Raw genomic sequence first — 25,063 nt, 5'->3', positions numbered from 1 at the left:
AACTTTATGACCTCTTTTCGCGCAGCGCACTTAACACTGCGGCATGGATCCCATTAAACCCACCGTTGCTCATGATCAAGACATGCTCGCCCGGCTTTGCTTTGGCCGCTACCGCCGCCACGATATCATCTGTGTTGTGATAGCAGTCATAGCCTGCCTGCTTAGCAGCGTCTTGCAATGACCAGCTCAGATTGGGCGGCTCAAACAGCATCACCTCATCGGCTGCCGCCAGTGACTCCATCAGGGTTTGCTGATGAACACCCATTTTCATGGTGTTAGAGCGCGGCTCAAGAATAGCGGTGATACGGGCATCGCCTACTTTGGCGCGCAATCCTGCCAAAGTGGTTTCAATGGCCGTGGGGTGATGTGCGAAATCGTCATACACACACACACCGTTTACCTCTCCCAGCAACTCCATACGTCGCTTGGGCGAGATAAATTCACCGAGCGCCTCAATACTGACAGACACAGGAATCCCCACATGACGGGCAGCCGCAATGGCCATCAGGGCATTTTTCACGTTATGCACACCAATGGCCTGCCAGCGCACCGTACCCTGACTTTCATTGTTCAGTAACACCTCAAACTGGCTGCCATCGGCTTTACACAGGCGGTAATCCCAGTCGCCCCCCAGGGTTTCTTGCTGGCTCCAGAAGCCTTTGTCTATCACTTCGCACAGGGGTTTATCCGCTGCCGGGTAAATCGCTTTACCCTGCGCAGGTAAAGTACGAAGTAAATGGTGGAACTGGGTCTGAATGGCGGCCAGATCAGCAAAAATATCGGCGTGATCGAATTCCAGGTTATTCATGATCAGGGTACGCGGCAGATAATGAACAAACTTACTGCGCTTATCAAAAAACGCCGTGTCGTATTCATCGGCCTCAATGACAAAAAACGGGGTATCACTGGTGCGTGCCGACACCCCAAAGTTTTGCACTATGCCACCAATCAGAAAACCCGGGCGTAGTCCTGCATATTCCAGCAACCAGGCCAGCATACTGGCGGTGGTGGTTTTACCATGGGTACCGGCCACCGCCAGTACCCAGCTGTTTTGCAGCACATGATGTTTTAGCCACTCGGGGCCTGAGGTATAAGGCAAGCCCCGCTCCAGTACATATTCCACACAGGCGTTCCCGCGGCTCATGGCATTGCCAATCACCACCATATCGGGTGCCGGGTCCAGCTGGGCTGGATCATAGCCCTGGGTTAATTCAATACCAAGCGACTCCAGCTGAGTGCTCATAGGTGGATAAACGTTTTGGTCGGATCCCGTCACCTTGTGGCCCAGCGACTTCGCAATGGCCGCAATACCACCCATAAAGGTGCCACAGATCCCAAGAATGTGAATATGCATGATTTTATTAACTAATAAGCTGACTAACCCGCTTAGGTTATCATACTCGCCTGAACCTTGGCTGGTTTTGTGAGCAGAACCACACAAAACACTTTTGCAGCTGGTATAAAGTCGCCACAGCAGACATAAAAAAACCGGCTTAAGTGCATCACCTAAGCCGGTTTTTAAATACGATTTTAACGGTCTACTTAATTAAGCAACACCGTACTGGTCGCGATACGCTTTAACCGCTTCCAGGTGCTCTGCCATATCACCTTGTTGCTCAAGGTAAGTGATTAAGTCAGCCAGTTTCACGATAGATACCACAGCGGTATTAAAGTCGCGCTCAACTTCCTGAATGGCAGACAGCTCACCTTTGCCTTTTTCCTGACGATCCAGGGCAATCAATACACCCGCCAGGTCAGCACCGTTGGCTGCGATGATTTCCATCGATTCACGAATAGCCGTGCCCGCCGTGATCACATCATCCACCAGCATGATACGACCAGTCAGCTCAGAACCTACCAGGTTGCCACCTTCACCGTGCTGCTTTTTCTCTTTACGGTTAAAGCAGTAAGGGACGTCTTTGTCGTAGTGATCTGCCAGTGCCACGGCAGTGGTAGTCGCAATTGGGATCCCTTTATACGCCGGGCCAAACAGCACATCGTAGGCAATGCCGGCATCTTCCAGTGCAGCGGCATAAAAACGCCCTAAACGCGCCAGGTCGCGACCGGTGTTAAACAGGCCCGCATTGAAGAAATAAGGGCTGGTACGGCCAGATTTAAGCGTAAATTCACCAAACTTAAGCACCTGCTTTTGCAAAGCAAATTCAATAAAGTCTTTTTGATACTGTTTCATACGATACCTTCTTATTTACGAATACTTATGCCAGTGCCTGTTTTTGCAGGTCAATGATCTCACGGATTGAATGCTTAGCCAGTGCCAGCAGCTCATCCAGCTCTTCAAATGAGAAAGGTTCGCCCTCGGCGGTGCCCTGTACTTCAATCAGTTTGCCGGTTTCGGTCATGATCACGTTCATGTCGGTTTCGGCTTCTGAATCTTCCAGATATTCCAGATCGGTAATGGCTTCGCCGTTGTAAACGCCCACAGAGATAGCCGCAATCATAAACTTCAGCGGGTTCGCGTTGATCATGCCCTTGGCACGCATATGTGTCAGTGCATCAACCAAAGCAACACAAGCGCCGCTGATAGACGCAGTACGTGTGCCACCGTCGGCCTGTAAGACATCACAGTCGATAGTAATAGTGTTTTCACCCAGCGCGCTCAAATCAACCGCGGCACGCAATGCACGGGCGATCAGACGTTGGATTTCCATAGTACGGCCGCCTTGCTTACCTTTTGCCGCTTCACGGCCATTGCGCGTGTGAGTAGAACGCGGAAGCATCCCGTATTCTGCAGTGATCCAGCCTTTGCCCTGGCCTTTCATAAAACGCGGTACACCCGCTTCAACCGTAGCAGTACACAACACTTTAGTGTTGCCAAACTCTACCAGCACCGAGCCCTCGGCATGCATAGTATAGTTACGTGTAAAAGTTACCGGTCTGATTTGATTTGCAGTTCTTTCGCTTGGACGCATCCACCTTCCCCTATGATCAAAGTTTCGCGATATTATAAAGGGTTCCCAGGCGCTATGCCATGCGGATCGCGAATAATTCACGCCCAGCCACTAGAGCTGGCCGATGTTTCAGCTATAATGGCGGTGTTTCGTTCATGGCGATGTGTGTGTTCAGCAACGACAGCGCTGACCCTTTGGTCACCACATGCAGACACGCCACAACCTTAAATTAGATTAGGAACTTATATGATCCATAGTATGACCGCTTATGCCCGTAAAGAGATCAAGGGCGACTGGGGCACCGGTGTGTGGGAGATCCGCTCCGTAAACCAACGCTATCTTGAAACCTTTATCCGTGCACCGGAGCAATTCCGTGGCCTGGAGCCGGTTATTCGCGAGCGCCTGCGCAAACACTTACAGCGCGGTAAAGTGGAAGTATTTTTAAAGTTCACCGCCAACCCGGCGCACGTAGGTCAGCTGTCGATCAACGAAACCCTGAGCAAACAGCTAATTGAAAACGCCAAATGGGTGCAGTCGCACAGCGGTGGCGAGATCAACCCTACTGATATCCTGCGTTGGCCAGGCGTAATGGAAGCCGAAGAAGTAGATCTGGACACAGTCAACAGCGAACTACTAAAAGGCTTTGATGCCCTGGTTGAAGATTTTAAAGCTGCACGCGCCAGTGAAGGTAACAACCTGGAAACCATGATCACCACCCGCCTGGATAGTATTCTGGAGCAGGTTGCCATCGTCGAAGGCCATATGCCAGAAGTCGCTAAATGGCAGCGTGAGAAGCTCACCGCTAAGCTGGAAGACCTGAAAGCCGAAATCGACGAGAACCGCCTGGAGCAGGAACTTATCTATCTTGCCCAAAAGCAGGACGTGGCAGAAGAGCTTGATCGCCTCAAGTCACATGTCAAAGAAACCCATAAGATCCTGAAAAAAGGCGGTGCCTGTGGCCGACGCCTCGACTTTATGATGCAAGAGTTCAACCGCGAGTCTAACACTCTGGCGTCTAAGTCCATCAACACCGAGATCACCAACGCCGCCGTTGAATTAAAAGTACTGATTGAGCAAATGCGCGAGCAGATCCAGAATATTGAGTGATGTAAACTAAACTCGTTCAAAAGCCCCTGCTGTTGGGGCTTTTTAATTCAACACTCCCGCGTTTCATTTCCTCTGCCGCCCCTCGTACAGATATAACAGAATGATTCTTAGAATCTTTAATGAATAGCCAACGTTTTAAGGGCGTGCGCAAAGCTGCGGAAATGTTCACTAAACCTGGTTGCGGGCACTCCCGCCATCAACACGTGGATCCCATAAATTTGCGCTTGCGTAGGCTGGATAAATGAACGGTTATAGTCATCCCCCCAATTCGCCAGCTCTGATTTAACCTGACCTTCATCAAATATAGAAACGACCTGTTCGTTTGACATTAGCATCAGTAAAAATACCACTCTTTCCCACTTATTGATTTGATGAGACAGCGCGACACATGCGCGTGCGGTATGCGAATGATCTGAGCCACAAATGATATCCATCAACGCTTTCGCATTCAGGTAGACCTGTGTTTTTACAATCAGTCTTGTTGCCTCCTTACATACTGAAGGAGAGGGATCTTTTAGCCCGTTCAACAGATAAGCCTTACTATTGTGGGAGTCTAACTTCAATAAACTGTTTAGCGCCTGCTTTCTGAGAGAGGGTGCGCCATGCTGATAAAAGCATTTTATTTTGTCTAGTGCATCAACACACTTCAGATAGCCAAGCCCCCAGATAGCCGCCTTAGTACTTGAGTCTTTAGTAAGGTGCTCCCTGTAAAATGCCACAACATCAATACCGTTTTCCAGGCAGTGCTTTACAGCCAGCTCACGTACAGACGAATGGCGATAAACTAGCCCTTTTTCAGCAACCTGAGCACTGTAAGTGGCCATTAGTAGGTGCCTTAAAGAGGCTCTTCGGATTGGCATAAACTTATCATTTAATAAGCTTAGGTAGTACTTCTCCAGCACTTGCGGATAGTGAACGCCAGACCAGCGAAAGGCATGAACTCTGACTAAGACATCTTTACTCGCAAAGGCCATAGGCAGCAGTGTTTGGGCATCAACAACCTGATGTTCAATGACTAAATTCAAGCAGAGCCTGGCCACATAACTGTTTGCGCTTTGCACAGCTGCCAACAAATGGCTTAGGTTTGTTTCTGTTAACAACAAAGTTTCAACTTGCCGAATAACATCTTGATGATTGGCTCTGTGGCAGTCCTGTAGATGATATACTTGAGGAAGGCACTGAATAAAGGCCTCAACATTTTCGTCTACCATCAATTTGCTCAACGCTTTTACTGCCACATCTCTAACTTGAGGCACCCAATCATTCACGCGGATAATTAGACAGGGAATAGCCACCGGATCGCCCATCATACCTAACCTTAAAACGGCGCTTTCTCGTTTGTGACCGTCATGATCCTGACTCAACTTAATAAGCTCTTCAATAGTTGCTACCTGCTCAGGTTGAGTATTTCTATTTAAGGTTAATTTTTTCAACTGACTGAATAATTTCTGCAAGTCATACACATTAGTGCCTTTTTAAATATGCCCGATTAATCTGTCGACACCAATTGAAACACAATCGGGGGACAGTTAACATCATCGTGCAGTCAAATAAAAAGGAATATGGACATGACAAAAATTACATTACTCAGCAGGCAAGCTCTCTTCTCCAGCGTGGCGGTGCTTTATCTCGCAGGTTGCGGCTCATAAGACTCCAGCGTTGCACCTTCAGTAAAGAATACAAATGAGCGTGCAGAAACAAAAACACAAGTTTGGAACATTGATGCTTACGCTCAACATTGTACTGGAGTGGCACAACAACTATGCCTCAGGGTCAAACCCTCTAATGAGGAAAGCTACTCATTGCATTATGGCTTGATTGAAGGGTTTGAATATCAATGGGGCCACCATTACCAGCTAGAGGTGACAGAGTCTGAGGTAAATAATGCGCCTGCCGACGCATCAAGCAAAAAGGTTCACTCAAAGCCATTAGCTCGGTAAAAGAGGATAATATTGGGACTGAATACATTCTGTCAGATGTCAATTTACAGCCAGATACACTGGTGTATGATGACAAAGAACAAGGCTATCGTTTCTTGGGTAAACCCTTCAGCTGCACCGAATATGTAGACTGTGACCAGTTGTATTCTATGCGAGCAACAGGTGCCAAAGTAAATCTAACCTTCCGTTACGAAGGTAACGCCAATATCGCCCTGCTCAACTGGAATTAATAGCTGCGGCATCTGCATTAGTCGATGCCACATTATTTTTAGGCGCAGAGATCCACTTTGACTCCATTGACTTCACCATTGCGGTTGAGAACATCTATTTGCGCGTACAAAACGAAGATGTGCTGGCCTACCTGGCAGAGCAAAAGGCCGTTGAGCCAGAGTAAATTGTTTGTATGCCAGCCAGCCTCGAATAGTTTCAAATTCAACTTCCCCTTATTGAAACTGTATTGAGTTGTCCAGCGCTATTCACGGGCTAAAGCAAGATTATGTATATCTTCATAAAAAAAGCGCTGAACGCGCTTTTTGTTTTAGCAATTAAGCTGACTTTAGCCGCCACAGCTCTTTTTCGGAGCTGGCTGAGCTACCTGAACTCTGTCTGGCAAATCAGGACTACCAACCCCTGAGCCATACACTTTTTTCAGGCTTTCGATTTGTAATTGCTTCATACTTTCTGACATCCTCCATTTGTCGTTATTTAGATGGATTGCTTACCCTCTGCATAATGACATCGATTACAATCATAAACGTTATGCTCCAAAGATATCGCCTAACTTTTTAATAACTAGCTAACTAATAAGCCTTTTCACGCTCTACAAATTCCTCTCTGGAATTTGCCGTCATTGAGTACGCAAACAAAGCAAAACTAATCATTAAATGAAACAGCAACATCAGATTATCTCGCACATAAATCTTGAACGGCGCTGAATCGAGTATGTAGTATTTGTAAGCTAAAACCTCAAACCACGTTATAACATTTACCACACAAGTTAAGCCAAGAAGCAATATAATCCCACATTCCTGTGCTGATAACGTCTGCAGTTTGTAAACTCGCTTGAAATAACAACTACCAGACAGAGCATATAACCTCAAAGCAAGGCTACGTCTGAATATGATCGGCAGAAGGAACATAGCATTGATCATTACATCAGCAATGTAATAGTGTGTATTCCATTGCATAGTGATTGGCAAAGTGGCGACATCAAGCACTTCAAAGAAACCGTAAGCTAATAAAAACCAACGGGCTGTGGCGACTTTCCAACTCACGACTAACCCAAGCAAAATAGCTACAAGTGGGGCATATTCCATGATGGCGTATACTTCTTTCATAACCTACTCCTTTTCTGGTTTTTCGTCTGGTGAAGGACTTTGGTCTTCAAGGTCGGTTAAGTTCAGTACGCCGGTCAGGTCTTTACCAAAAACCAGAAATAGCTCGAACATCTGGGCATAACTCATATCTGTTTTGCCGGATTCGTAGTTGCTTATGGTCGCCTGGTCGACACCAAGCCGCCTGGCCAGCTCTTGCTGAGACCAGCCTCTGTGGTGTCTTAACTGGCGGATTGAGCGCTGCACATAGCGCCTGAAATTCTCCACTTTGTAATTGCGCTTGTCAGGACTGTTCTTCACGCGCATGCATCTCCCTATTTATTATTGTCGCTAAACTAGCAAGCAAAATTACAAAACGCAACATTTTGGAAACACGATTAACACCCAACCTGCTCTTTATGAATACTTTTATGATCTTAATCAGTTCATTCAACGAATGTGCTGCAAGGCAATTTTCTTGCATTTAAACGAAGACAGACACGCTTAAATATGCACTTTAAACATCCCAATTTTTTTGCCCTCAATCATTGACCTGTCTATAACTTCATAGTTTATCGTTTTCATTTGTTACAGCCTGGCTGCGTTTATTTCGTGCCGGTCAGGCATACATAGGGAGCCAACGTGGTATATCGGATTTCTGAATTGGCTGCGCAGCTTGGGTTGTCGCGCTCAACTTTGTTGTATTACGAAAAGCGCGGACTGCTCTGTGGCAGTCGCGCCAGTAATGGCTATCGGCTATATGGCGAACAGGATCTGCAAAAGGTGCGGCTGCTGCAACAGTTACAGGCCGGAGGGCTGACACTGAGCGAGTGCAAGCAGGCGTTGGAAGCCAGGCTAGACCGCACAGTGCTCAGCCACAGGCTGGCTGAGCTGGAAGCCGAGATAGCACACAAGCAACAGGCGCATACCTTGTTATCGGCGCTGCTTGGGCGTGGATCGCTACGCGACTGGCATGCACAGGTCGATAAGCTGGCACCCGATGCACACCGAAACTGGCTTGAACAACAAGGGTTTGATGAACAGCAGGCCCTGTACTTAAAATGGTTATCAAAAGACATGAATGAACACGATTCTTATATGGCCGACTTTATGGCGGTCTTTCATCAGTTAGAACGCTGGGGACCGGGCAGCAATACCGATACGCACAAAGCGTTGACGCATGTTCCCTTTGCCCCTCAAACCGTGCTGGACATCGGCTGTGGTAAAGGCTTTGCGACTGAGTTGCTGGCAACACAAACTCAGGCACAGATCACGGCGGTGGATAATGAAACACAGGCAATCGATAGCCTGGCGCAACGGCTAAAGCAACAGGGACTCGATAAACGCGTCACGCCCCTGTGCGCCAGTATGACCGCACTGCCCTTTGCGCCCGGCAGTTTTGATCTGCTCTGGGCCGAAAGCTCGGCTTATATCATGGGCTTTGAAGCGGCACTGAACGCCTGGCGCCCGCTTCTGCGCTCAGCTGGTTGCCTGATGGTCAGCGATCTGGTGTGGTTACAGGATACGCCCTCAGAACAAGCAAGCGCCTTCTGGCAACAGGAATATCCGGATATGCAGGCCATTGCAGCGCGCCTGGTGCAAATTGAGCAGGCAGGCTTTCGGGTGTTAGCGCACTTTACACTGAGTCAACAAGCCTGGGCAGACTATTATGAACAGCTCAAAGCCGAGGTCAAAAAGCAGCTCAGCCACCAGCCAGAGTCAGCAGCACTACTGGATATGGCCCGGGAAATTGCCATCTATGAGCAGTATCTTGGCGAGTTTGGCTATCAGATGTTTATGCTACAACGCACGGATTAAGCACCTCGGTGCTGGTAAGTTAAACGATATGGCTTTAAAATAACGCTTTTGGACAACCAGCGATGCGCGCACGCCCACATCGCTGTATTGCAACCCTATAGGTCTGACGTATGCCACATCAAAATCGCGGTAATTTGTTTATTCTTTCGGCGCCTTCCGGTGCCGGAAAGTCAAGTTTGATTAAAGCCCTGCTGGAAAGACAAGATAAGGTCCGGGTATCGGTGTCTCATACAACCCGTGCACCTCGCCCGGGAGAGAATAATGGCGAGCACTATCACTTTGTGTCTGTCGATGAGTTTAAAACCTTAATCAATCAGAATGATTTTTTTGAGTGGGCGCAGGTTTTCGACAACTACTATGGTACCTCTAAGCAGGCAATCGAAGCACAGCTGGCTGCGGGTATCGATGTATTCCTCGACATTGACTGGCAAGGTGCGCGTCAGGTGCGTGAGCTGATGCCTGAAGTAAAAACCATCTTTATTCTGCCGCCTTCTAAGCAGGCACTGGAAGAGCGTCTGAATAATCGCGGACAAGATTCTCAGGAAGTCATTGCCTCGCGGATGGAGCAGGCCAAATCTGAGTGCTCTCACTATAATGAGTTTGACTACCTGCTGGTCAATGATGACTTTGATACCGCTTTGAACGAATTGGAGCATATTGTGGTGGCTGCACGCCTGGAGCTGAAAAAACAGCAACAGAACCAGCAGACACTGATCGCCGAACTGCTAAAATAAGCGATCCCTGTGGCTGGCTGTATCGAGTTTAGGTCTGCGACCGACCAATACAACCTTAAAGCCGCAACGACCCGATATTTTTTAACCATATACTTGGCGAATCCGGTGCTTTTTAGTAGACTAGCCCTTTGCTAAGTGTATTGAATTTTTTGGAGTGCTTCGATGGCTCGCGTAACAGTAGAAGACGCAGTAGATAAAATTGGTAACCGTTTCGACCTAATTCTTGTTGCAGCGCGTCGCGCTCGTCAGATTGCAGTCGGTGGTAAAGACCCTATGGTTGATGCTGAAAATGACAAGCCAACCGTAATCGCATTGCGCGAGATCGAAAAAGGCATGGTCACCAGCGATTCACTGGACATGATCGATCGCGAAGAGCAACAAACTCAGGAAGCTGCTGAGCTTGCTGCTGTTGCTGCAATTGTGGGTGGCAATCGCTAATCCACTGCGACCTGTTATAAGATAACGCCAGCTTTTTAGCTGGCGTTATTGTTTCTGCGCCCCGGGCCAACAGCCTGTGTGTCGCCACCTCTTTATTAGACTAATAAATTTGTTAGTCGATTGGCTTCGAAGTCAATTCATCGTATATTCAGTACTTAACTTATTATTAATACCAATCAAACGTCATAGCCTTATTTCAGGATATGTTATTGCGTAATTGGTATAACTTCGCTGGAACATTGGAGTGTGAATGTATCTGTTTGAAGGCTTAAAGAAAAAAATATCAGAGTATCTGCCACCCGAAGACGTGGAACTGGTGCAAAAAGCCTACGTGGTTGCCCGCGAAGCGCATGAAGGGCAGACCCGCTCCAGCGGCGAGCCTTATATTACCCATCCCGTCGAAGTCACGCAGATCCTGGCCAGTATGAAGCTGGACCATGAAACCCTGATGGCGGCATTGATGCATGATGTCATTGAAGACACCGATTTCAGCCAAAAAGACCTGGCCGAGATCTTCGGCGATACAGTGGCCGAGCTGGTTGCCGGCGTCAGTAAACTGGACAAACTCGACTTTAAAGATAAAAAAGAGTTTCAGGCCGAAAACTACCGCAAGATGATCATGGCCATGACCCAGGACATCCGGGTTATCTTGATCAAACTGGCTGACCGTACCCATAACATGCGTACACTTGGCTTCCTGCGCCCGGAAAAACGCCGCCGGATAGCCCGCGAGACCCTGGAGATCTTTGCACCGATTGCGAACCGTCTGGGTATCCACGACATCAAAAATGAACTGGAAGATTTGGGTTTTGCAGCTCTGTACCCTATGCGTCACAGAGCACTTAAATCAGAAGTTGCTAAAGCACGCGGCAACCGTAAGGAAGTGATCAGTAATATTCAGTCTGAGATTGAATCACGCCTGGAAGAAGCTGGTATTGACGCCTCAGTCAGTGGCCGCGAGAAGCACTTGTACAGTATCTACAAAAAAATGCTTAACAAAGAGCTGCTGTTCAACGAGGTGATGGATATTTATGCTTTTCGCATCAACGTCAACAGCATAGATACCTGCTATCGGGTGTTAGGTGTGGCACACAACCTGTACAAGCCCATAGAAACCCGTTTTAAAGACTATATTGCCGTCCCCAAAACCAATGGCTATCAGTCGTTGCACACCTCTTTGGTTGGGCCTCATGGTATTCCGGTGGAGATCCAAATTCGTACTCATGATATGGATCATATGGCCGACAAAGGGGTTGCTGCGCACTGGATGTATAAAAAAGCCGGTGACAGCTCGGGGCACACCGCACAGCAACGTGCCAGACAGTGGATGCAGAGCCTGCTAGAGCTGCAACAAAGTGCCGGCTCGTCGTTTGAATTTGTTGAAAACGTTAAGACAGAACTGTTCCCGGAAGAAATTTATGTCTTTACGCCGGATGGGCGTATTATTGAGTTGCCAATGGGCGCAACGGCCGTCGACTTCGCTTATGCGGTACACACCGACGTGGGTAATACCTGTGTGGGCGCACGCGTCAATCGCAAACCGTACCCGCTGAGTAAAGCACTGGATACCGGTCAGACCGTTGAGATCATTACCAGCTCGGGCGCACACCCCAATGCCACCTGGCTGAACTTTATCGTAACAGGTAAAGCGCGCCTGGGCGTACGTAACTACCTCAAGAGCCAGCATCAGGAAGAGTCTATCCTGCTGGGCAGACGCTTACTTGACTCCGCGCTGGGCGAGCACAAGCTGGATGACATTCCAACCGAACAGATAGACCGGGTACTGGAAGAGCACTCGCTCAATACGGTACTGGAACTACTGGTGGAAATTGGCAATGGCAACATCATGAGTATGTTGGTTGCAAAACGCCTGTTACAAGCCGATGATGCTATTGAAAGCCTGGCACAACAAGCAAAGGCACCAATTATCGGCACAGAAGGCATGCTGGTCACTTATGCCAAGTGCTGCCGACCTGTACCAGGTGATGATATTACCGCTTATGTCAGCCAGGGTAAGGGCTTGATGGTCCACCGTCAGGAATGCAAAAACATCAAAGGCTGGCGAAATGAACGTGCCAAGTACTTTGTGGTAAAGTGGGAAGATAACCCCGAAAAAGAATACATCGCAGCACTGCGGGTTGAGATCATCAACCATCAGGGTGCGTTGGCCAAATTAACCAATGTGGTTGCAAGTACCCAAGCCAATATTGTGGAGATTGCAACCGAAGAAAAAGAGAGCAACCTGTACGTGATTGACCTGGGTGTTACCGTTAAAGACAGGATCCACGTTGCAAATATTATGCGCCGGATCCGGGTAATGCCAGATGTACAACGCGTAACCAGGAAGCGATAAAGGAAAGACAATGAATAAAGCCATTATTTCAACCGATCAGGCGCCGGCGGCAATCGGCACCTACAGTCAGGCAGTTAAAGTCGGTACGGCGGTTTACCTTTCGGGGCAGATCCCTTTGGTGCCTGAAACAATGGAAGTCATCTCTGAAGACTTTGCGGAGCAAACACAGCAGGTATTTAAAAACCTGACTGCCGTATGTGAAGAAGCAGGCGGCCAGCTGCAGGATATGGTTAAGGTAAATATCTTCCTGACCGACCTGAGTAACTTCGCCACTGTGAATGAGATCATGAGCCAGCACTTTAAAACGCCTTATCCGGCGCGTGCTGCCATTGGTGTCAAAGAGTTACCGAAAGGCGTACAAATTGAGATTGACGGCATCATGGAGCTGCCTTCAACCAACTAATACCTTAGTGTATTCGTATTGCTACTCAGCCCGCTTTATGCGGGCTTTTTCATACCTGCCCGGTGATTTTTCATAGCCTTAACTTTGATCTTAAACACTTGACCGCATACTATTAATTTAGCAATCTGGTCATACGCACATAGCAAGACCTAACTCTGTTATGGCCGTCTACAAAAGCAATTTGAGGTACTCATTATCGTAGTAAGTGATAAGCAATAAGGATAAGCCTGTGTTTAAACTCGCAAAAAATGGCAATATATTGATGGACGTCGCAGCTGCGTCGCCCCCCAGTGCAGCGTTTGTGGTTGAAGCACTTGAACGCTCACCTTATGCGGACTGCGCAATTGATCACGAGTCCATTGCAGCCTATTTTAAACAAGATACCCCCGCTGCTCAGCTGATTGTGGCTCAGCAAAAAGATGCACATATCGAAGTGGCACTCAGCGAAGATAAAATGCAGGCAATCGCCAAACTGACAACTGCTCAGGGTGGCAAAATGATCAGCCTTGAGGATGCCAAACGCGCCATCGTCAAAATCGGCGTAACACGGGGCTATAAACAGGTTTATCTCGAGAATTTACTCAAGCAACAGCTTGAATCCATGCCTGGTACTGAGGTAACCGGGGTTGTCGCACAAGGCCGGCCACCTGAAAATGGTATCCCTGCTAAGTTAATTCCCCATGTTCAGACATTGAAAGAACGCCTGAAACAACCCAAGTTACGTGAAGATGGCACCGTGGATATGCGAGATTTTGGTGCCCTGGCCAGTGTAGCGCCTGGCACCTTACTGGTTACCCAGCGTCCGGCAACACCTGGTAAAGAGGGCTTTACTGTTACAGGCGAAAGCATTACTCCAAAACCTGGCGACACCTTTCAGCTTGTTGCCGGTGAGGGCACGGAGATATCACCTACCAATCCGCTGCAACTGGTGGCCACCATTGCGGGTTGCCCCTCTGATGTTCCAAACGGCATGCGGGTAGACGACATCTTTACCATAGCCGATGTCAATGTACGTAGCGGCCATATTGAGTTCAGTGGCAGCGTGCTGGTCACCCGCAATGTGGAGCCGGGGATGAAGATCAAGGCCCATGGCGATATTACTGTTATGGGCACTGTAGAATCGGGCGAATTGATTTCAGATGGCAATATCGAAGTCAAAGGTGGGGTCATAGGTCATCTGGATCACAGCAACGACGATCAGGGACTCACCTGTCGCCTGATAGCCAAAGGTGATGTCCAGATCACTCACGGTCAGTACACCTATCTGGAAGGCCACAATGTCTTTATCCAAAAGCAAAGCAATCACTGTGATATTAAAGCTGCAAACCTGTTGCAGGTTGGCCTGGATGAGTCGCCCAAGGGCAAACTGATCGGCGGTACCATTTTTGATGCAAAAATGCTGGTGGCTGGCGAAGTTGGCAGCAGCTCAGGGGCAACCATGGCCATCTACCTGGCGCGCAGTGGCATGGAAATCACCGAGCGAACCGATCTGTGCCTGAAAGAATTAAGCCAGACTGATGAGCAGATCAACAATCTGCAAAAAGCGGTCGAAAAAGCCGATCATGTTAAAGACGCCGAAAAGAAAAAAACCTTGCTGGCTAAGATAGGAGCAACCCAGGAACATTATTGCAAACAAGCCGAAGCACTGGAGCATCAGCTGTCTGAATTAGATCATACTTTGCACGACTTGCTCGACAACACTCAGCTGGTGGTTAATACCTCGTTGCACTCTGGCGTAGAAATACATATTTTCGATAAGGTTTATAAAACCAACCGCAGTTATCCTCCCTGCAGCGCCAGGTTGCTCGAAGGAAAAATAGAAATTGAATTTAAGATGTAAGGGAGCCCAACCGGGCTCCCTTACTGTGTGTTGCCATCGCGTCTAAAGTAACCCAGAAACTTCAGTTTTAATTTGCTCAGGCCACACACCAACCTGGACCTGACCAATATGTTGCTTTTGCAGTAACAGCATGACCAAACGAGACTGACCAATCCCCCCGCCTATAGTCTGTGGCAGTGCCCCGGCCAGTAAGCTCTGGTGCCATTCCTGCTCTAGCCTTTGCTCATCCTGAGTCAGGCTGAGCTGACGCTGCAAGCTGTCCGGACACACCCGGATCCCCATAGACGAAATTTCAAAGGCATCTTCAAGAACCGGGTTCCAGACCAGGATATCGCCGTTGAGTCCCTGATATTGCTCGCAGGTGGGCGTCGACCAATCGTCGTAGTCTGGCGCTCTGACGTCATGGATTTTGCCATCACCCAGCTCGGCGCCAATCCCAATCAGAAATACCGCGCCATACTCCTGAGCAATCGCTTTTTCTCTTTGCTTGGGCGTAAAATCCGGATACATGCGGCGCAGCTCTTCACTATGCACAAAAGTGATGTGCTGCGGTAAAAATGGGGTCAGCCCGTAGTCAGATGCCAGTTGCTGCTCGGTTTCACGAATTGCGTTGTACAGGGTCTGAACCGTTTCTTTGAGTTTATCCAAAGAGCGCTCTGACTGCGCGCAGATCACCTGTTCCCAGTCCCACTGATCAACGTACACCGAGTGGATGGGTGACAGCTTGTCTTCGTCCGGACGTAAAGCTTTCATGTGCGTATAGAGTCCCTGCCCTGCGCCAAAGCCATAATCGCCAAGTGTTTTACGCTTCCACTTTGCCAGTGAATGCACGACCTCAAAGTCGCTGTCACTCAGCGTTTTCACCTTAACCTTAACGGCTTTTTCGGTGCCGCTGAGGTTATCCTGAATCCCGTCTCCTACTTTTGCCAGGATAGGTGCCTGGACTTCAATCAGGCCTAGCTTGTCAGTCAGTTGTTGTGAAAAAAGTGCTTTTGCACGAGCTATTTGCTGTTGTGTTTGCAGATACTGTTGCAACATATCGGTTTCCTCATTCCCAATGGTGTTGAATAATGGTGCAGGCTTGCTGCGTTAAATCTATCCTCAACAAAAACGAGCAAAGATTCAATACTCCACAATAAAAACACCTTTACACTATTTTTTTCTTTAAAAATCCGCTTTAATAATTATCGAATCAACAATCAATGTGCAAAATATCCATGGAAAATTATCAAATCGATAATCTCGACCGTTCTATCCTTCATGCATTAATGGACAATGCCAGAACCCCCTATGCTGAATTGGCCAAACGCTTCGCCGTCAGTGCAGGGACTATTCACGTGCGGGTCGAAAAGATGAAGCAAGCCGGTATTATCATCGGCACCCGGGTCAGCATAGATGCCAAACAGCTGGGCTATGATGTCTGCTGTTTTATTGGCGTAAACCTTAAACATGCCCGGGATTACCCGGCCACCATTGAACAATTGGAAGGGTTTGAAGAAGTTGTTGAAGCCTATTACACCACGGGTAATTACAGCATTTTTATCAAGGTGATGGCACGCTCTATTGATCATCTTCAGGATGTACTGATCAACAAGATCCAGACCATTGAGGCGATCCAGTCAACCGAGACCCTGATCTCCTTGCAAGCACCAATAATGCGTGAAGTAATGCCTTAGAGAGGCGCTTTTTGTTATAATCGCGGCAATTTAGTAGTTAAGAGCTGTAATTGATGGAAGAAAACCGTTTTCAGCGCGTTAAGCGCATTTTGGATCAACGCCAGACTGATTTAACTGTGTGCCTGGACGAAGTCCACAAACACCACAATCTGTCGGCCATAGTGCGCACAGCCGATGCGGTCGGCTGCCATCATGTTCATGCGGTTTGGCCGCAGGAACAAAGACGCCTGACCAATAACACCTCAGGTGGCAGTAAAAACTGGGTAGAAACCCATATGCACGACGACATAGATCAGGCTGTTGCCGCGATCCGTACGCAAAACCCGGGGATTCAACTGCTGGCGACTAATCTCAGTGATACCGCCGTAGATTTTCGTGAGATTGATTATACTAAACCGACTGCCGTCATCGTTGGGCAGGAGCGTTTGGGGATCTCTGACAGAGCACTGGAGCATGCCGATCAGCATATCGTGATCCCAATGGCAGGTATGGTACAGTCGTTAAATGTCTCAGTGGCCGCTGCATTGATCTTATATGAAGCACAGCGTCAGCGTGAAGAAGCAGGGCTGTATCAGCGCAATGATATGCTCGACCCGGCAATTAAACACAAACTGTTGTTTGAAGGCTGTCACCCGATCATTGCCAATCGCTGCGTAGAAAAAGGTCTGCCCTACCCGGCGCTGGATGAGCTTGGGGAGATCGTCGCCGACGATGCATTCTGGAACACACTGAAATTCAGCCAAAAAGGATAGCTATGTCTCTTCCCAATTTAGCCCAGTACGCCATTACCGACCTCAAGGGAGTCGGCCCTAAGGCCGCAGAGCGGCTGGCCAAATTGGGGATCCGCAGTGTTCAGGATATGCTATTTCACCTGCCATTGCGTTATGAAGACAGAGCCAGAACTTACCGCATCGCCGAATTGATGCCGCACCTTCATGTGAGTGTGGAGGGCGAAATTGAGCAGGCCAACATCACCTTCGGCAAACGCCGTATGCTGGTGTGCCAGATCAACGATGGCACCGGTCGTATTACTCTGCGCTTTTTCAACTTCAGTGCAGCACAAAAAAATGCCATGCAAAGCGGCAAAATCATGCGCTGTTTTGGTGAAGTGCGCCGTGGCCGGGTCGGCCTGGAAATGGCCCACCCCGAATACAGTATTCGCGATGAACTGAGTGATACACCTCAAGGCGCGGATACCCTCACGCCGGTTTACCCGACCACGGAAGGGCTTAAGCAACTCAGTATTCGCGCCATTGCGGAACAGGCCGTTGCTTTACTGCACAAATACGACATTGACGATCATTTGCCGCAGCAGTTCCGCCCCAATCAGCTGAGCTTAAAAGAGGCCCTGCTGACGCTCCACCAGCCACCTCAGAACATCGCACTGGACCAGCTGGAACTCGGTCAGCACCCGGCACAGCAGCGCCTGGCGTTTGAAGAGTTACTGGCACAAAACCTCAGCCTGCTACAGCTCAGGCAGCAAGGTCAGGCCGTCAAGGCGGTATCTTTGCCGCCCAACAACCTGTTAGAAACCGAATTTCTGGCTCAGCTCCCCTTTAAACCCACAGCGGCACAGAGCCGGGTGGTGGCCGAGATCAAAGGCGATTTGCAACAACCCTACCCTATGATGCGCCTGGTGCAAGGTGATGTAGGCTCAGGTAAAACCCTGGTCGCGGCGCTGAGTGCACTCACGGCCATTGCCAAAGGCTATCAGGTGGCGTTGATGGCACCAACGGAGATTTTATCCGAGCAGCACAACATCAATTTCCAGAATTGGTTTGCGACGCTGGGTATTGAAGTCGTCTGGCTGGCAGGTAAAACCAAAGGGAAAGAGCGTGAACGTGTGCTTGAGCGCATCAGCTCAGGTCAGGCGCAAATGGTCGTAGGCACCCATGCGCTGTTTCAGGAGCAGGTGCAGTTTAGCAATCTGGCGCTGATCATCATTGATGAGCAACACCGCTTTGGTGTTCATCAGCGCCTCTCGTTACGTGAAAAGGGTAAGTTTAACGACTGCTATCCGCATCAGCTGGTTATGACGGCCACGCCAATCCCACGGACACTGGCAATGACTGCCTATGCCGATCTGGAAACCTCAGTGATCGATGAGCTGCCACCAGGGCGCACCCCCATCACAACCGTTGCCGTTCCTGATACGCGTCGCGAAGAAGTGATTGAACGAGTGCGACGCGCCTGTATCGAGCAACAGCGGCAGGTGTACTGGGTCTGTACTTTGATTGATGAATCAGAAGCCTTGCAATGTCAGGCGGCCGAAGACACCGCAGAGCAACTCACCAAAGCCCTGCCGGAGCTGAATATCGCCCTGGTTCATGGCCGTATGAAAGCACAGGAAAAACAGCAGATCATGCAGGACTTTAAGCAAGCGCAAAGTCATGTACTGGTTGCAACGACTGTCATTGAGGTAGGCGTCGATGTGCCCAATGCCAGCCTGATCATTATAGAAAACCCGGAACGTCTGGGCCTGGCACAGCTACACCAGTTGCGTGGCCGGGTTGGTCGTGGTGATATCGCATCGCATTGTCTGCTGCTTTATCATGCGCCTTTATCGGCAACGGCACAAAAGCGCCTGGGCGTGCTGCGCGACAGCAATGATGGCTTTGTCATTGCCGAACGGGATCTGGAGATCCGCGGCCCGGGTGAAGTACTGGGTACTCGCCAGACCGGTCTGGCCGAGCTAAAGATTGCCGATCTCAGCCGGGACAAAGCGCTACTGCCTCAGGTGCGCAGCCTCGCTTTCACCTTGCTGCAACAGCATCCACAAGCCGTTGAGCCATTGATACAGCGCTGGCTGCCTAATCGCAGCGAATTTGCCATGGCTTAGTCACGGATTATCCATGGATTAGCCATGGCTTACTTAAACGTTTCTGAACGTTCGATCACTTCAATCTGGTAGCCGTCAGGATCGGCAACAAAGAAAAAACGTGCTACCAGCGTATCGCCGTTGTAAAACGACTTCATCTCTTTAGGCTGGTAACCCAGCGCCTGTGCCTTAGCATGCACAGGGGCTAAATCATCCACCACCACAGCAATATGACCATAGCCATTACCTAACTCGTAGGGCTGCTGCGTATCATGATTCCAGGTAAGCTCTAATTCAAATTCAGCCTCTTCGTTACCCAGATAAACGAGGCTAAAATCATCAAACTCAATGCGCCTGCGCTCGCCCAGTGCTAATACATCGTGATAAAATGTCAGGGATTTTTGCAAGTCCATTACCCTAACCATGCTGTGAATGAGTTTTGCCATCAAGGAGTCCTCTTATGTGTGAATTATATGCCTCGGCCAATCCAGAGAGCTATGAGGTTATACGCCGCTCGATGCGTATTCAGGGGGCCGTAACCAGCCTGGCACTGGAACGCCAGATCTGGGACCTGTTACAGGAGATAGCTGTTGCAGAGCAACTCAGTGTGGCTGAATTTGTCTCGACCCTTTATCAGGAAGTACTGGAACGTCAGGGCGAGGTAAAAAACCTTGCCTCTTTGCTGCGTATCACCTGCTTAACCTACCTGGCCAATCATACGCGTAGTCGCAGCTAAAGGGGTAGTATCTGGCTACTACATTAACATTAGGCTTTTGCTTATCAGTAAAAGTCGATACACTGAATTTGATTCGGTCTTAGTAATCCTTTGAATTGTGTGAACTCTTTAGGCACAAGGTATAGCGCTATCTTATGAAATCTCATTTAGGCCGCCGTGCATTTTCAAACATGGAATTGTATACCCTGTTTAACGGCTACATTTATGGTGATGAAAAACAAAAGCGTGAGCAGCCGAAGCATTGGCACTTCTGGTTGCCGGTGCTGGCTTACTACACAGGTGCCTACAGTGACGAAATTGGCAATCTAACTCGCTCAGATATCACCAAACAAGACCAGGTGCGCGGTTTCACATTTACGACTCATGGCAAGCTCCAACCCCGATTTGTGCCCATTCACCCAGCGCTCTGGCATGCCGGATTACAGGACTATCTACACTTCTTAGAACAACAAGGCCACACCCGGCTGATGTTTGATTTACCTGCTAAGTCAGGCCGCTTCAGTGAAAAAGTCAGGATCTGGTTTTCCGGAGAAGGTGAGCGACTGGGTTACTTGCAAAAGTGTGGTCTGCCCAATGTAGACCAGCAAGGCATGAAAACGGCAATCAGTAGTCTGAGACTGAACTTTGAGCAGCAGATACACATCTCAGCTATCCAGCAGGGTAACAAAGCCGCCATGCTATATTTGCTGGGCCTGAAAAATGATGGCCAGATCCTTGAGCAACCCAAAGCTCAACAGCTCAAACAAATACTCACACAAGTGAGAGTGATTAATCCCAATATTCACTGGCAGCGCTTTACCGAACGCCATGGACAATAAACCATGACAGATACAAAAAACCCGGTTGCACACCGGGTTCATGCTTATAAAAGCGCAGACTCTTATAATGATTTCACAAACTTGCTAAATTCTTCGCCCAATTTATCATCACGCATCGCATATTCAACAATGGCTTTCAGATAGCCCATTTTGTCACCGCAATCATGTGCACGGCCACTCATATGGAAAGCTTCTACGCTCTCGCTTTCCATCAGCATGTCAATGGCATCTGTTAGCTGGATCTCGCCCCCAGCTCCAAGTGGTGTGCGCTCCAGCAAAGGCCAGATATTACGCGACAAAACGTAACGACCAACTACGGCAAGATTTGAAGGCGCTTTATCAACCGCTGGTTTCTCAACCATATGCTTGATGGGTGCGCTCTCACCCGGTTTGAGATCTAATCCCTGAATATCTGCGATACCATATTTGTTCACCTCTTCTCGAGGAACCGGCTCAAGCATAATCTGACTTAATTTAGTCGCTGAAAACCTATGAACCATAGCTGCCAGGTTTTCCTTACTCTGATCAGCGGTGTACTCATCCAGGATCACATCAGGTAAAACAACCACAAAGTCATCATCACCAACAATCGGCTTTGCGCACAACACCGCGTGACCCAGCCCTTTAGCCTCCCCCTGCCTTACATGCATAATAGTAACGCCGTCAGGACAAATGGAGCGAACTTCCTCAAGTAGAGTACGCTTTACCCGCATCTCTAGTGTTGCTTCTAGCTCAAAGCTGGTATCAAAGTGATTTTCAATCGCATTTTTTGAAGAGTGAGTGACTAAAACGATTTCGGAAATACCCGCTGCTGCGCATTCTTTGACGATATATTGAATGAGGGGCTTGTCGACGATAGGTAACATTTCCTTGGGAATAGCCTTTGTCATAGGTAACATCCGCGTACCAAGTCCAGCTACAGGTATTACAGCTTTCATAGTTCATCCATTATTGCATAAGTGGCGGAAGAATTTCTCACCATTAGAATCGTTGTGTGTCAAAGTATTCTAATCGAATACGCAAGCAGTGCAAGTTTAGAAAAGCTCCTTTCACACATCTTATCCATAAAAATGCCCGTTCACTGAGAGTGACGGGCATTTTAAAAATACTTTAATATTTTCAAGCGCTAAGCCAGAAAAGGCTCTTTACAGGCCTGCACGCTTTTTGATAGCTGCAATCAGAGCTGAACCACCGTGACCATTACTTTCTGCCCACGCGATATCAGCACCATCTTCCAAAGCACTCTTTGGCAGACTCTTGACGATAAACTCACCTGCATCTACTGCATTACTAGCAATGGCGTGGCGCAGCATATTGTTACCATTACACTGAATTGAATCGTATACGTTACGGATTTTAACCCGTGAGCTCTTTAGCGTACTACGGATACGTCTTTTATCATCAGCTGCAATATACTCGCACAGAGAAACTGCTAGCTGGTCGTTTGCTTTGCTCGCAAAACTTACTGTTAATGCCGAAACGCCAAGACTCACACCAATAACTAAAGGAATTACTTTCATCACCAATCACCTAGTACTTTTTTCGTAAGAACAAACGCTCAATATTGTATCAACCAATACAATTGTTAGCAACAAAGTTATATTCCTTTATTTAGAGTTACGAACTTATAACTATACAAATTTTTCTCATCTGCCTCAAAAGCTTGGCACGCTACTTCGTGCCACTCACCTACCTGAGTATGGTCCGGAAAGCGCGTATCTCCTGAGACTTCTAAGTCTATATAAGTTAGATAGAGCCGATTACTTAAGGGTAGAAACTGTTCATAAATATTTCCACCTCCAATGATCATAACTTCTTCACTTCCGTCCACTAAGGCTAACGCATCTTGTGGTGATGAAACCACCTCAATTCCCTCAGCGCGATAATTTGAGTTGCGGCTGATCACAATATTTCGTCTGCCAGGAAGAGGACGGCCGATTGATTCGAATGTTTTGCGCCCCATCACTACGGGTTTATTCAAGGTGATGGCTTTAAAATGTTTCAAGTCAGCCGGTAAATGCCAGGGCATAGCGTTATCATCGCCAATGATACGTCCGTTTGCCATCGCTGCAATCATTGATATTATCACAATACACTCCACTCATACTTTTATACTAAAAAAGGGCCCGAGGCCCTTTTCGTACCAATCCGATTAGTAGACTCCAATACGAATTGCGCTTATCTTTCGTAGACGACTTCCACATCGTAGTCATCTTCGTCCCAGTCATCCCAGTCATCATCGTTGTCCTGAGTTGCCTGACGATGGTAGGTATCCCATTTGAATTCGACTTCTTCTTGCTCTTGTTCTTCGAACTTATCACGCGGCATGCTATCCAGCAGCCCCTGAATGTCGTAACACAATTGCTGGGTATTGAACTTATTCGCAGCAGAAATGCGATACACATGCTCTGCATCCAGCTCATCAGCAATACGCTGGCACACTTCTTCCAGCTCATCTTCTGCAAGCAAGTCTATTTTGTTCAGTACCAACCAACGCGGTTTATTGGCGAGTTTAGGGCTGTACTGATGCAACTCATTGATGATTGCGAATGCATTGTCTACCGGATCTGTGCCATCAATTGGCATGACATCTACAACGTGCAGCAACACACGACAACGCTCAAGGTGCTTCAGGAAACGAATACCCAGACCGGCGCCATCCGATGCACCTTCAATTAACCCAGGAATATCGGCAATGACAAACGACTTGTTTGCTTCTGGACGCACGACTCCAAGATTAGGCACTAAGGTGGTAAACGGATAATCCGCTACTTTAGGTTTTGCGGCAGATACGCTGCGAATGAAGGTAGATTTACCCGCATTTGGCAAGCCCAGCAAACCAACATCGGCCAACAGCATAAGCTCAAGTTTTAAATTTCGTACCTCACCAGGTGTACCCAGTGTTTTTTGTCTTGGCGCACGGTTTGTGCTCGATTTGAAGCGAGTATTACCTAACCCGTGATAACCACCTTTGGCTACCAGTAGCTTTTGTCCATGTTTTGTCAGATCGCCCAGACACTCTTGAGTATCCACGTCCGTCACTCGTGTCCCTTCAGGCACTTTCAGGATTAAGTCGGCGCCTTTTTTACCTGTCATGTTACGGCCATGACCATTGGTGCCACGCTCAGCACGGTGAAACCGTTCAAACTGGTAATCAATCAGGGTATTGAGGTTTTCGTCTGCCTCAAGGTAAACGCTACCTCCGTCTCCGCCGTCGCCACCATCCGGGCCACCGTCGGGTACAAATTTTTCGCGGCGAAATGAAACGACACCGCTTCCACCGTCTCCGGCTTCCGCGCGGATCTCTACTTCATCGACAAACTTCATGGTTACTCTCTTACTGGTTGTTCAGCACCTGCTATTATAGCAAGTTCATAGCGGCTTGATCAGCATGGGCAAATGCCTAACTACCGGTCTGTGGCGCGTATTTGACAGGAATAAGGTTAGAGCAAAATTAAGACTGTGCTCTATAAAAACAAAAAACCCCGCCTAAGCGGGGTTTTTCAATATTCTTTTACCGATTACTCAGCAATGATGCTAACGTATTTACGGTTTAAAGGACCTTTCTGCTCAAAAACAACTTTACCGTCTGCTTTTGCGAAGATTGTGTGGTCTTTACCGATACCTGCGTTAGTACCTGCGTGGAACTTAGTACCACGTTGACGAACAATGATGTTACCCGCTAGTACAGATTCACCACCGAAACGCTTAACACCTAAGCGTTTACTTTCTGAATCGCGACCGTTACGAGTACTACCAGCTGCCTTCTTATGTGCCATCTTTCTGTACCTCTAAATTAAGCGCTAATGCCAGTGATTTTAACTTCAGTGAACCACTGACGGTGGCCCATCTGCTTACGAGAATGCTTACGACGTCTAAATTTAACGATCTTAATTTTCTCGCCACGACCGTGAGATACAACTTCAGCTGTAATCTTACCACCGTTTACGAACGGCGCACCGATCTCGATTTTTTCACCATCAGCTACAAGAAGTACTGAATCAAATTCAATTGATGCACCAGTCTCAACGTCTAGTTTCTCTAGACGAATTGTTTGACCTTCAGTCACACGGTGCTGTTTACCACCACTTTGGAAAACCGCGTACATAATTAACTCCGTCTGTGCGCCCTCAAATCGACGCAACTTAATATTCTTCAAT

At 48.3% G+C, this 25,063-nt stretch carries 27 protein-coding genes; 13 read left to right on the top strand and 14 right to left on the bottom strand.

What is annotated here, in order from left to right; translation table 11 throughout:
- Positions 1–4 precede the first annotated feature (4 nt).
- From mpl to rph, 3 genes are all read right to left on the bottom strand, one after another.
- Entirely contained in the window at positions 5–1,354 is a 1,350-nt protein-coding gene (gene mpl / locus NH568_RS10465) for a UDP-N-acetylmuramate:L-alanyl-gamma-D-glutamyl-meso-diaminopimelate ligase (protein ID WP_253046854.1), read from the bottom strand.
- Between the two features lie 192 nt (positions 1,355–1,546).
- Positions 1,547–2,191 carry an orotate phosphoribosyltransferase gene (gene pyrE / locus NH568_RS10460; protein WP_253046851.1) on the bottom strand — a complete coding sequence of 215 codons (645 nt, stop codon included), beginning with the start codon at positions 2,189–2,191 and terminating at the stop codon, positions 1,547–1,549.
- A 25-nt stretch (positions 2,192–2,216) separates the two neighbouring features.
- Positions 2,217–2,930, bottom strand: a complete 714-nt coding sequence (gene rph / locus NH568_RS10455) for a ribonuclease PH (protein WP_010383487.1) — start codon at positions 2,928–2,930, stop codon at positions 2,217–2,219.
- A gap of 225 nt (positions 2,931–3,155) precedes the next feature.
- Here rph and NH568_RS10450 point away from each other — a divergent pair, with 225 nt between their 5' ends.
- Positions 3,156–4,016 (top strand): YicC/YloC family endoribonuclease, encoded by an 861-nt coding sequence (locus NH568_RS10450; protein WP_130244905.1) that lies wholly within the window; start codon positions 3,156–3,158, stop codon positions 4,014–4,016.
- 116 nt (positions 4,017–4,132) lie between these two features.
- On the opposite strand, the gene NH568_RS10445 is transcribed toward NH568_RS10450, so the two are convergent.
- Positions 4,133–5,470, bottom strand: coding sequence for a HEAT repeat domain-containing protein (locus NH568_RS10445; protein WP_253046847.1), 1,338 nt, complete (start codon positions 5,468–5,470; stop codon positions 4,133–4,135).
- A gap of 264 nt (positions 5,471–5,734) precedes the next feature.
- Between NH568_RS10445 and NH568_RS24195 the strand changes: the two genes are divergently transcribed.
- Positions 5,735–5,956, top strand: coding sequence for a DUF4377 domain-containing protein (locus NH568_RS24195; protein ID WP_366041144.1), 222 nt, complete (start codon positions 5,735–5,737; stop codon positions 5,954–5,956).
- 800 nt (positions 5,957–6,756) lie between these two features.
- Here the strand turns inward: NH568_RS24195 and NH568_RS10440 are convergent.
- Together NH568_RS10440 and NH568_RS10435 are read right to left on the bottom strand one after the other, a co-directional pair.
- Positions 6,757–7,293, bottom strand: coding sequence for a hypothetical protein (locus NH568_RS10440; protein ID WP_253046844.1), 537 nt, complete (start codon positions 7,291–7,293; stop codon positions 6,757–6,759).
- A 3-nt stretch (positions 7,294–7,296) separates the two neighbouring features.
- Entirely contained in the window at positions 7,297–7,596 is a 300-nt protein-coding gene (locus NH568_RS10435; protein WP_138550669.1) for a helix-turn-helix transcriptional regulator, read from the bottom strand.
- A 315-nt stretch (positions 7,597–7,911) separates the two neighbouring features.
- Between NH568_RS10435 and NH568_RS10430 the strand changes: the two genes are divergently transcribed.
- The 6 genes from NH568_RS10430 to NH568_RS10405 all read left to right on the top strand — a co-directional run bounded on the left by NH568_RS10430 (position 7,912) and on the right by NH568_RS10405 (position 14,855).
- The gene (locus tag NH568_RS10430) at positions 7,912–9,087 is read left to right on the top strand and encodes a MerR family transcriptional regulator (RefSeq protein WP_253046841.1); all 1,176 of its coding nucleotides are present in this window, start codon (positions 7,912–7,914) and stop codon (positions 9,085–9,087) included.
- A 110-nt stretch (positions 9,088–9,197) separates the two neighbouring features.
- The gene (gene gmk, locus NH568_RS10425) at positions 9,198–9,821 is read left to right on the top strand and encodes a guanylate kinase (protein ID WP_253046838.1); all 624 of its coding nucleotides are present in this window, start codon (positions 9,198–9,200) and stop codon (positions 9,819–9,821) included.
- Positions 9,822–9,983: 162 nt separating this feature from the next.
- On the top strand, positions 9,984–10,259 hold the full coding sequence (gene rpoZ, locus NH568_RS10420; RefSeq protein WP_054014719.1) for a DNA-directed RNA polymerase subunit omega: 276 nt from the start codon (positions 9,984–9,986) through the stop codon (positions 10,257–10,259).
- A gap of 250 nt (positions 10,260–10,509) precedes the next feature.
- Positions 10,510–12,612, top strand: a complete 2,103-nt coding sequence (gene spoT / locus NH568_RS10415; protein WP_253046835.1) for a bifunctional GTP diphosphokinase/guanosine-3',5'-bis pyrophosphate 3'-pyrophosphohydrolase — start codon at positions 10,510–10,512, stop codon at positions 12,610–12,612.
- A gap of 10 nt (positions 12,613–12,622) precedes the next feature.
- Positions 12,623–13,015 (top strand): RidA family protein, encoded by a 393-nt coding sequence (locus tag NH568_RS10410; RefSeq protein ID WP_010383501.1) that lies wholly within the window; start codon positions 12,623–12,625, stop codon positions 13,013–13,015.
- A gap of 229 nt (positions 13,016–13,244) precedes the next feature.
- Positions 13,245–14,855, top strand: a complete 1,611-nt coding sequence (locus tag NH568_RS10405; protein ID WP_253046832.1) for a FapA family protein — start codon at positions 13,245–13,247, stop codon at positions 14,853–14,855.
- A gap of 42 nt (positions 14,856–14,897) precedes the next feature.
- Here NH568_RS10405 and asnA read toward each other — a convergent pair whose 3' ends face one another.
- Positions 14,898–15,893, bottom strand: coding sequence for an aspartate--ammonia ligase (gene asnA / locus NH568_RS10400; RefSeq protein WP_253046829.1), 996 nt, complete (start codon positions 15,891–15,893; stop codon positions 14,898–14,900).
- A 179-nt stretch (positions 15,894–16,072) separates the two neighbouring features.
- Here asnA and asnC point away from each other — a divergent pair, with 179 nt between their 5' ends.
- From asnC to recG, 3 genes are read left to right on the top strand one after another with little or no spacing between them, the layout of a single operon-like run.
- Positions 16,073–16,531 (top strand): transcriptional regulator AsnC, encoded by a 459-nt coding sequence (gene asnC / locus NH568_RS10395; protein WP_253046826.1) that lies wholly within the window; start codon positions 16,073–16,075, stop codon positions 16,529–16,531.
- A 53-nt stretch (positions 16,532–16,584) separates the two neighbouring features.
- Entirely contained in the window at positions 16,585–17,283 is a 699-nt protein-coding gene (trmH, locus tag NH568_RS10390; RefSeq protein ID WP_253046823.1) for a tRNA (guanosine(18)-2'-O)-methyltransferase TrmH, read from the top strand.
- Between the two features lie 2 nt (positions 17,284–17,285).
- Positions 17,286–19,370, top strand: a complete 2,085-nt coding sequence (gene recG, locus NH568_RS10385; RefSeq protein WP_253046821.1) for an ATP-dependent DNA helicase RecG — start codon at positions 17,286–17,288, stop codon at positions 19,368–19,370.
- A gap of 29 nt (positions 19,371–19,399) precedes the next feature.
- Here the strand turns inward: recG and NH568_RS10380 are convergent, their stop codons facing one another.
- Positions 19,400–19,795 carry a VOC family protein gene (locus tag NH568_RS10380; protein ID WP_125717109.1) on the bottom strand — a complete coding sequence of 132 codons (396 nt, stop codon included), beginning with the start codon at positions 19,793–19,795 and terminating at the stop codon, positions 19,400–19,402.
- Positions 19,796–19,809: 14 nt separating this feature from the next.
- Between NH568_RS10380 and NH568_RS10375 the strand changes: the two genes are divergently transcribed.
- Positions 19,810–20,085, top strand: coding sequence for a ribbon-helix-helix domain-containing protein (locus NH568_RS10375; RefSeq protein WP_253046818.1), 276 nt, complete (start codon positions 19,810–19,812; stop codon positions 20,083–20,085).
- A 134-nt stretch (positions 20,086–20,219) separates the two neighbouring features.
- Positions 20,220–20,903, top strand: a complete 684-nt coding sequence (locus NH568_RS10370; protein WP_253046815.1) for a hypothetical protein — start codon at positions 20,220–20,222, stop codon at positions 20,901–20,903.
- Positions 20,904–20,965: 62 nt separating this feature from the next.
- On the opposite strand, the gene galU is transcribed toward NH568_RS10370, so the two are convergent.
- The 6 genes from galU to rplU form a co-directional block, all read right to left on the bottom strand.
- Positions 20,966–21,841, bottom strand: a complete 876-nt coding sequence (gene galU, locus NH568_RS10365; RefSeq protein ID WP_253046812.1) for a UTP--glucose-1-phosphate uridylyltransferase GalU — start codon at positions 21,839–21,841, stop codon at positions 20,966–20,968.
- 207 nt (positions 21,842–22,048) lie between these two features.
- Positions 22,049–22,423 (bottom strand): DUF3718 domain-containing protein, encoded by a 375-nt coding sequence (locus tag NH568_RS10360; RefSeq protein WP_054014727.1) that lies wholly within the window; start codon positions 22,421–22,423, stop codon positions 22,049–22,051.
- Between the two features lie 77 nt (positions 22,424–22,500).
- Positions 22,501–22,992: a type 3 dihydrofolate reductase gene (gene folA / locus NH568_RS10355; protein ID WP_253046807.1), complete on the bottom strand. Its 492-nt coding sequence runs from the start codon at positions 22,990–22,992 to the stop codon at positions 22,501–22,503.
- An 89-nt stretch (positions 22,993–23,081) separates the two neighbouring features.
- A complete protein-coding gene (gene cgtA / locus NH568_RS10350) occupies positions 23,082–24,230 on the bottom strand; it encodes an Obg family GTPase CgtA (protein WP_253046804.1) in 1,149 nt (382 codons plus the stop codon).
- 194 nt (positions 24,231–24,424) lie between these two features.
- On the bottom strand, positions 24,425–24,682 hold the full coding sequence (rpmA, locus tag NH568_RS10345; RefSeq protein ID WP_010383519.1) for a 50S ribosomal protein L27: 258 nt from the start codon (positions 24,680–24,682) through the stop codon (positions 24,425–24,427).
- Between the two features lie 17 nt (positions 24,683–24,699).
- A complete protein-coding gene (gene rplU, locus NH568_RS10340; RefSeq protein ID WP_010383520.1) occupies positions 24,700–25,011 on the bottom strand; it encodes a 50S ribosomal protein L21 in 312 nt (103 codons plus the stop codon).
- Positions 25,012–25,063 lie beyond the last annotated feature (52 nt).

The organism is Pseudoalteromonas sp. XMcav2-N (genome assembly GCF_024124545.1).
Taxonomy (GTDB): domain Bacteria; phylum Pseudomonadota; class Gammaproteobacteria; order Enterobacterales; family Alteromonadaceae; genus Pseudoalteromonas.
Note: the sequence above shows the minus strand (reverse complement) of the source record. Positions and strands in the feature narration are given on the sequence as shown.

Coding starts and splice junctions, on each gene's coding strand:
- spoT (WP_253046835.1), top strand. CDS start 10,510: ATGTATCTGTTTGAAGGCTTAAAGAAAAAAATATCAGAGTATCTGCCA.
- NH568_RS10380 (WP_125717109.1), bottom strand. CDS start 19,795: ATGGCAAAACTCATTCACAGCATGGTTAGGGTAATGGACTTGCAAAAA.
- rpmA (WP_010383519.1), bottom strand. CDS start 24,682: ATGGCACATAAGAAGGCAGCTGGTAGTACTCGTAACGGTCGCGATTCA.
- NH568_RS10450 (WP_130244905.1), top strand. CDS start 3,156: ATGATCCATAGTATGACCGCTTATGCCCGTAAAGAGATCAAGGGCGAC.
- NH568_RS10360 (WP_054014727.1), bottom strand. CDS start 22,423: ATGAAAGTAATTCCTTTAGTTATTGGTGTGAGTCTTGGCGTTTCGGCA.
- recG (WP_253046821.1), top strand. CDS start 17,286: ATGTCTCTTCCCAATTTAGCCCAGTACGCCATTACCGACCTCAAGGGA.
- pyrE (WP_253046851.1), bottom strand. CDS start 2,191: ATGAAACAGTATCAAAAAGACTTTATTGAATTTGCTTTGCAAAAGCAG.
- asnC (WP_253046826.1), top strand. CDS start 16,073: ATGGAAAATTATCAAATCGATAATCTCGACCGTTCTATCCTTCATGCA.
- asnA (WP_253046829.1), bottom strand. CDS start 15,893: ATGTTGCAACAGTATCTGCAAACACAACAGCAAATAGCTCGTGCAAAA.
- cgtA (WP_253046804.1), bottom strand. CDS start 24,230: ATGAAGTTTGTCGATGAAGTAGAGATCCGCGCGGAAGCCGGAGACGGT.
- NH568_RS10435 (WP_138550669.1), bottom strand. CDS start 7,596: ATGCGCGTGAAGAACAGTCCTGACAAGCGCAATTACAAAGTGGAGAAT.
- rph (WP_010383487.1), bottom strand. CDS start 2,930: ATGCGTCCAAGCGAAAGAACTGCAAATCAAATCAGACCGGTAACTTTT.
- NH568_RS10410 (WP_010383501.1), top strand. CDS start 12,623: ATGAATAAAGCCATTATTTCAACCGATCAGGCGCCGGCGGCAATCGGC.
- trmH (WP_253046823.1), top strand. CDS start 16,585: ATGGAAGAAAACCGTTTTCAGCGCGTTAAGCGCATTTTGGATCAACGC.
- galU (WP_253046812.1), bottom strand. CDS start 21,841: ATGAAAGCTGTAATACCTGTAGCTGGACTTGGTACGCGGATGTTACCT.
- rpoZ (WP_054014719.1), top strand. CDS start 9,984: ATGGCTCGCGTAACAGTAGAAGACGCAGTAGATAAAATTGGTAACCGT.
- NH568_RS10440 (WP_253046844.1), bottom strand. CDS start 7,293: ATGAAAGAAGTATACGCCATCATGGAATATGCCCCACTTGTAGCTATT.
- rplU (WP_010383520.1), bottom strand. CDS start 25,011: ATGTACGCGGTTTTCCAAAGTGGTGGTAAACAGCACCGTGTGACTGAA.
- mpl (WP_253046854.1), bottom strand. CDS start 1,354: ATGCATATTCACATTCTTGGGATCTGTGGCACCTTTATGGGTGGTATT.
- gmk (WP_253046838.1), top strand. CDS start 9,198: ATGCCACATCAAAATCGCGGTAATTTGTTTATTCTTTCGGCGCCTTCC.
- NH568_RS10370 (WP_253046815.1), top strand. CDS start 20,220: ATGAAATCTCATTTAGGCCGCCGTGCATTTTCAAACATGGAATTGTAT.
- NH568_RS10375 (WP_253046818.1), top strand. CDS start 19,810: ATGTGTGAATTATATGCCTCGGCCAATCCAGAGAGCTATGAGGTTATA.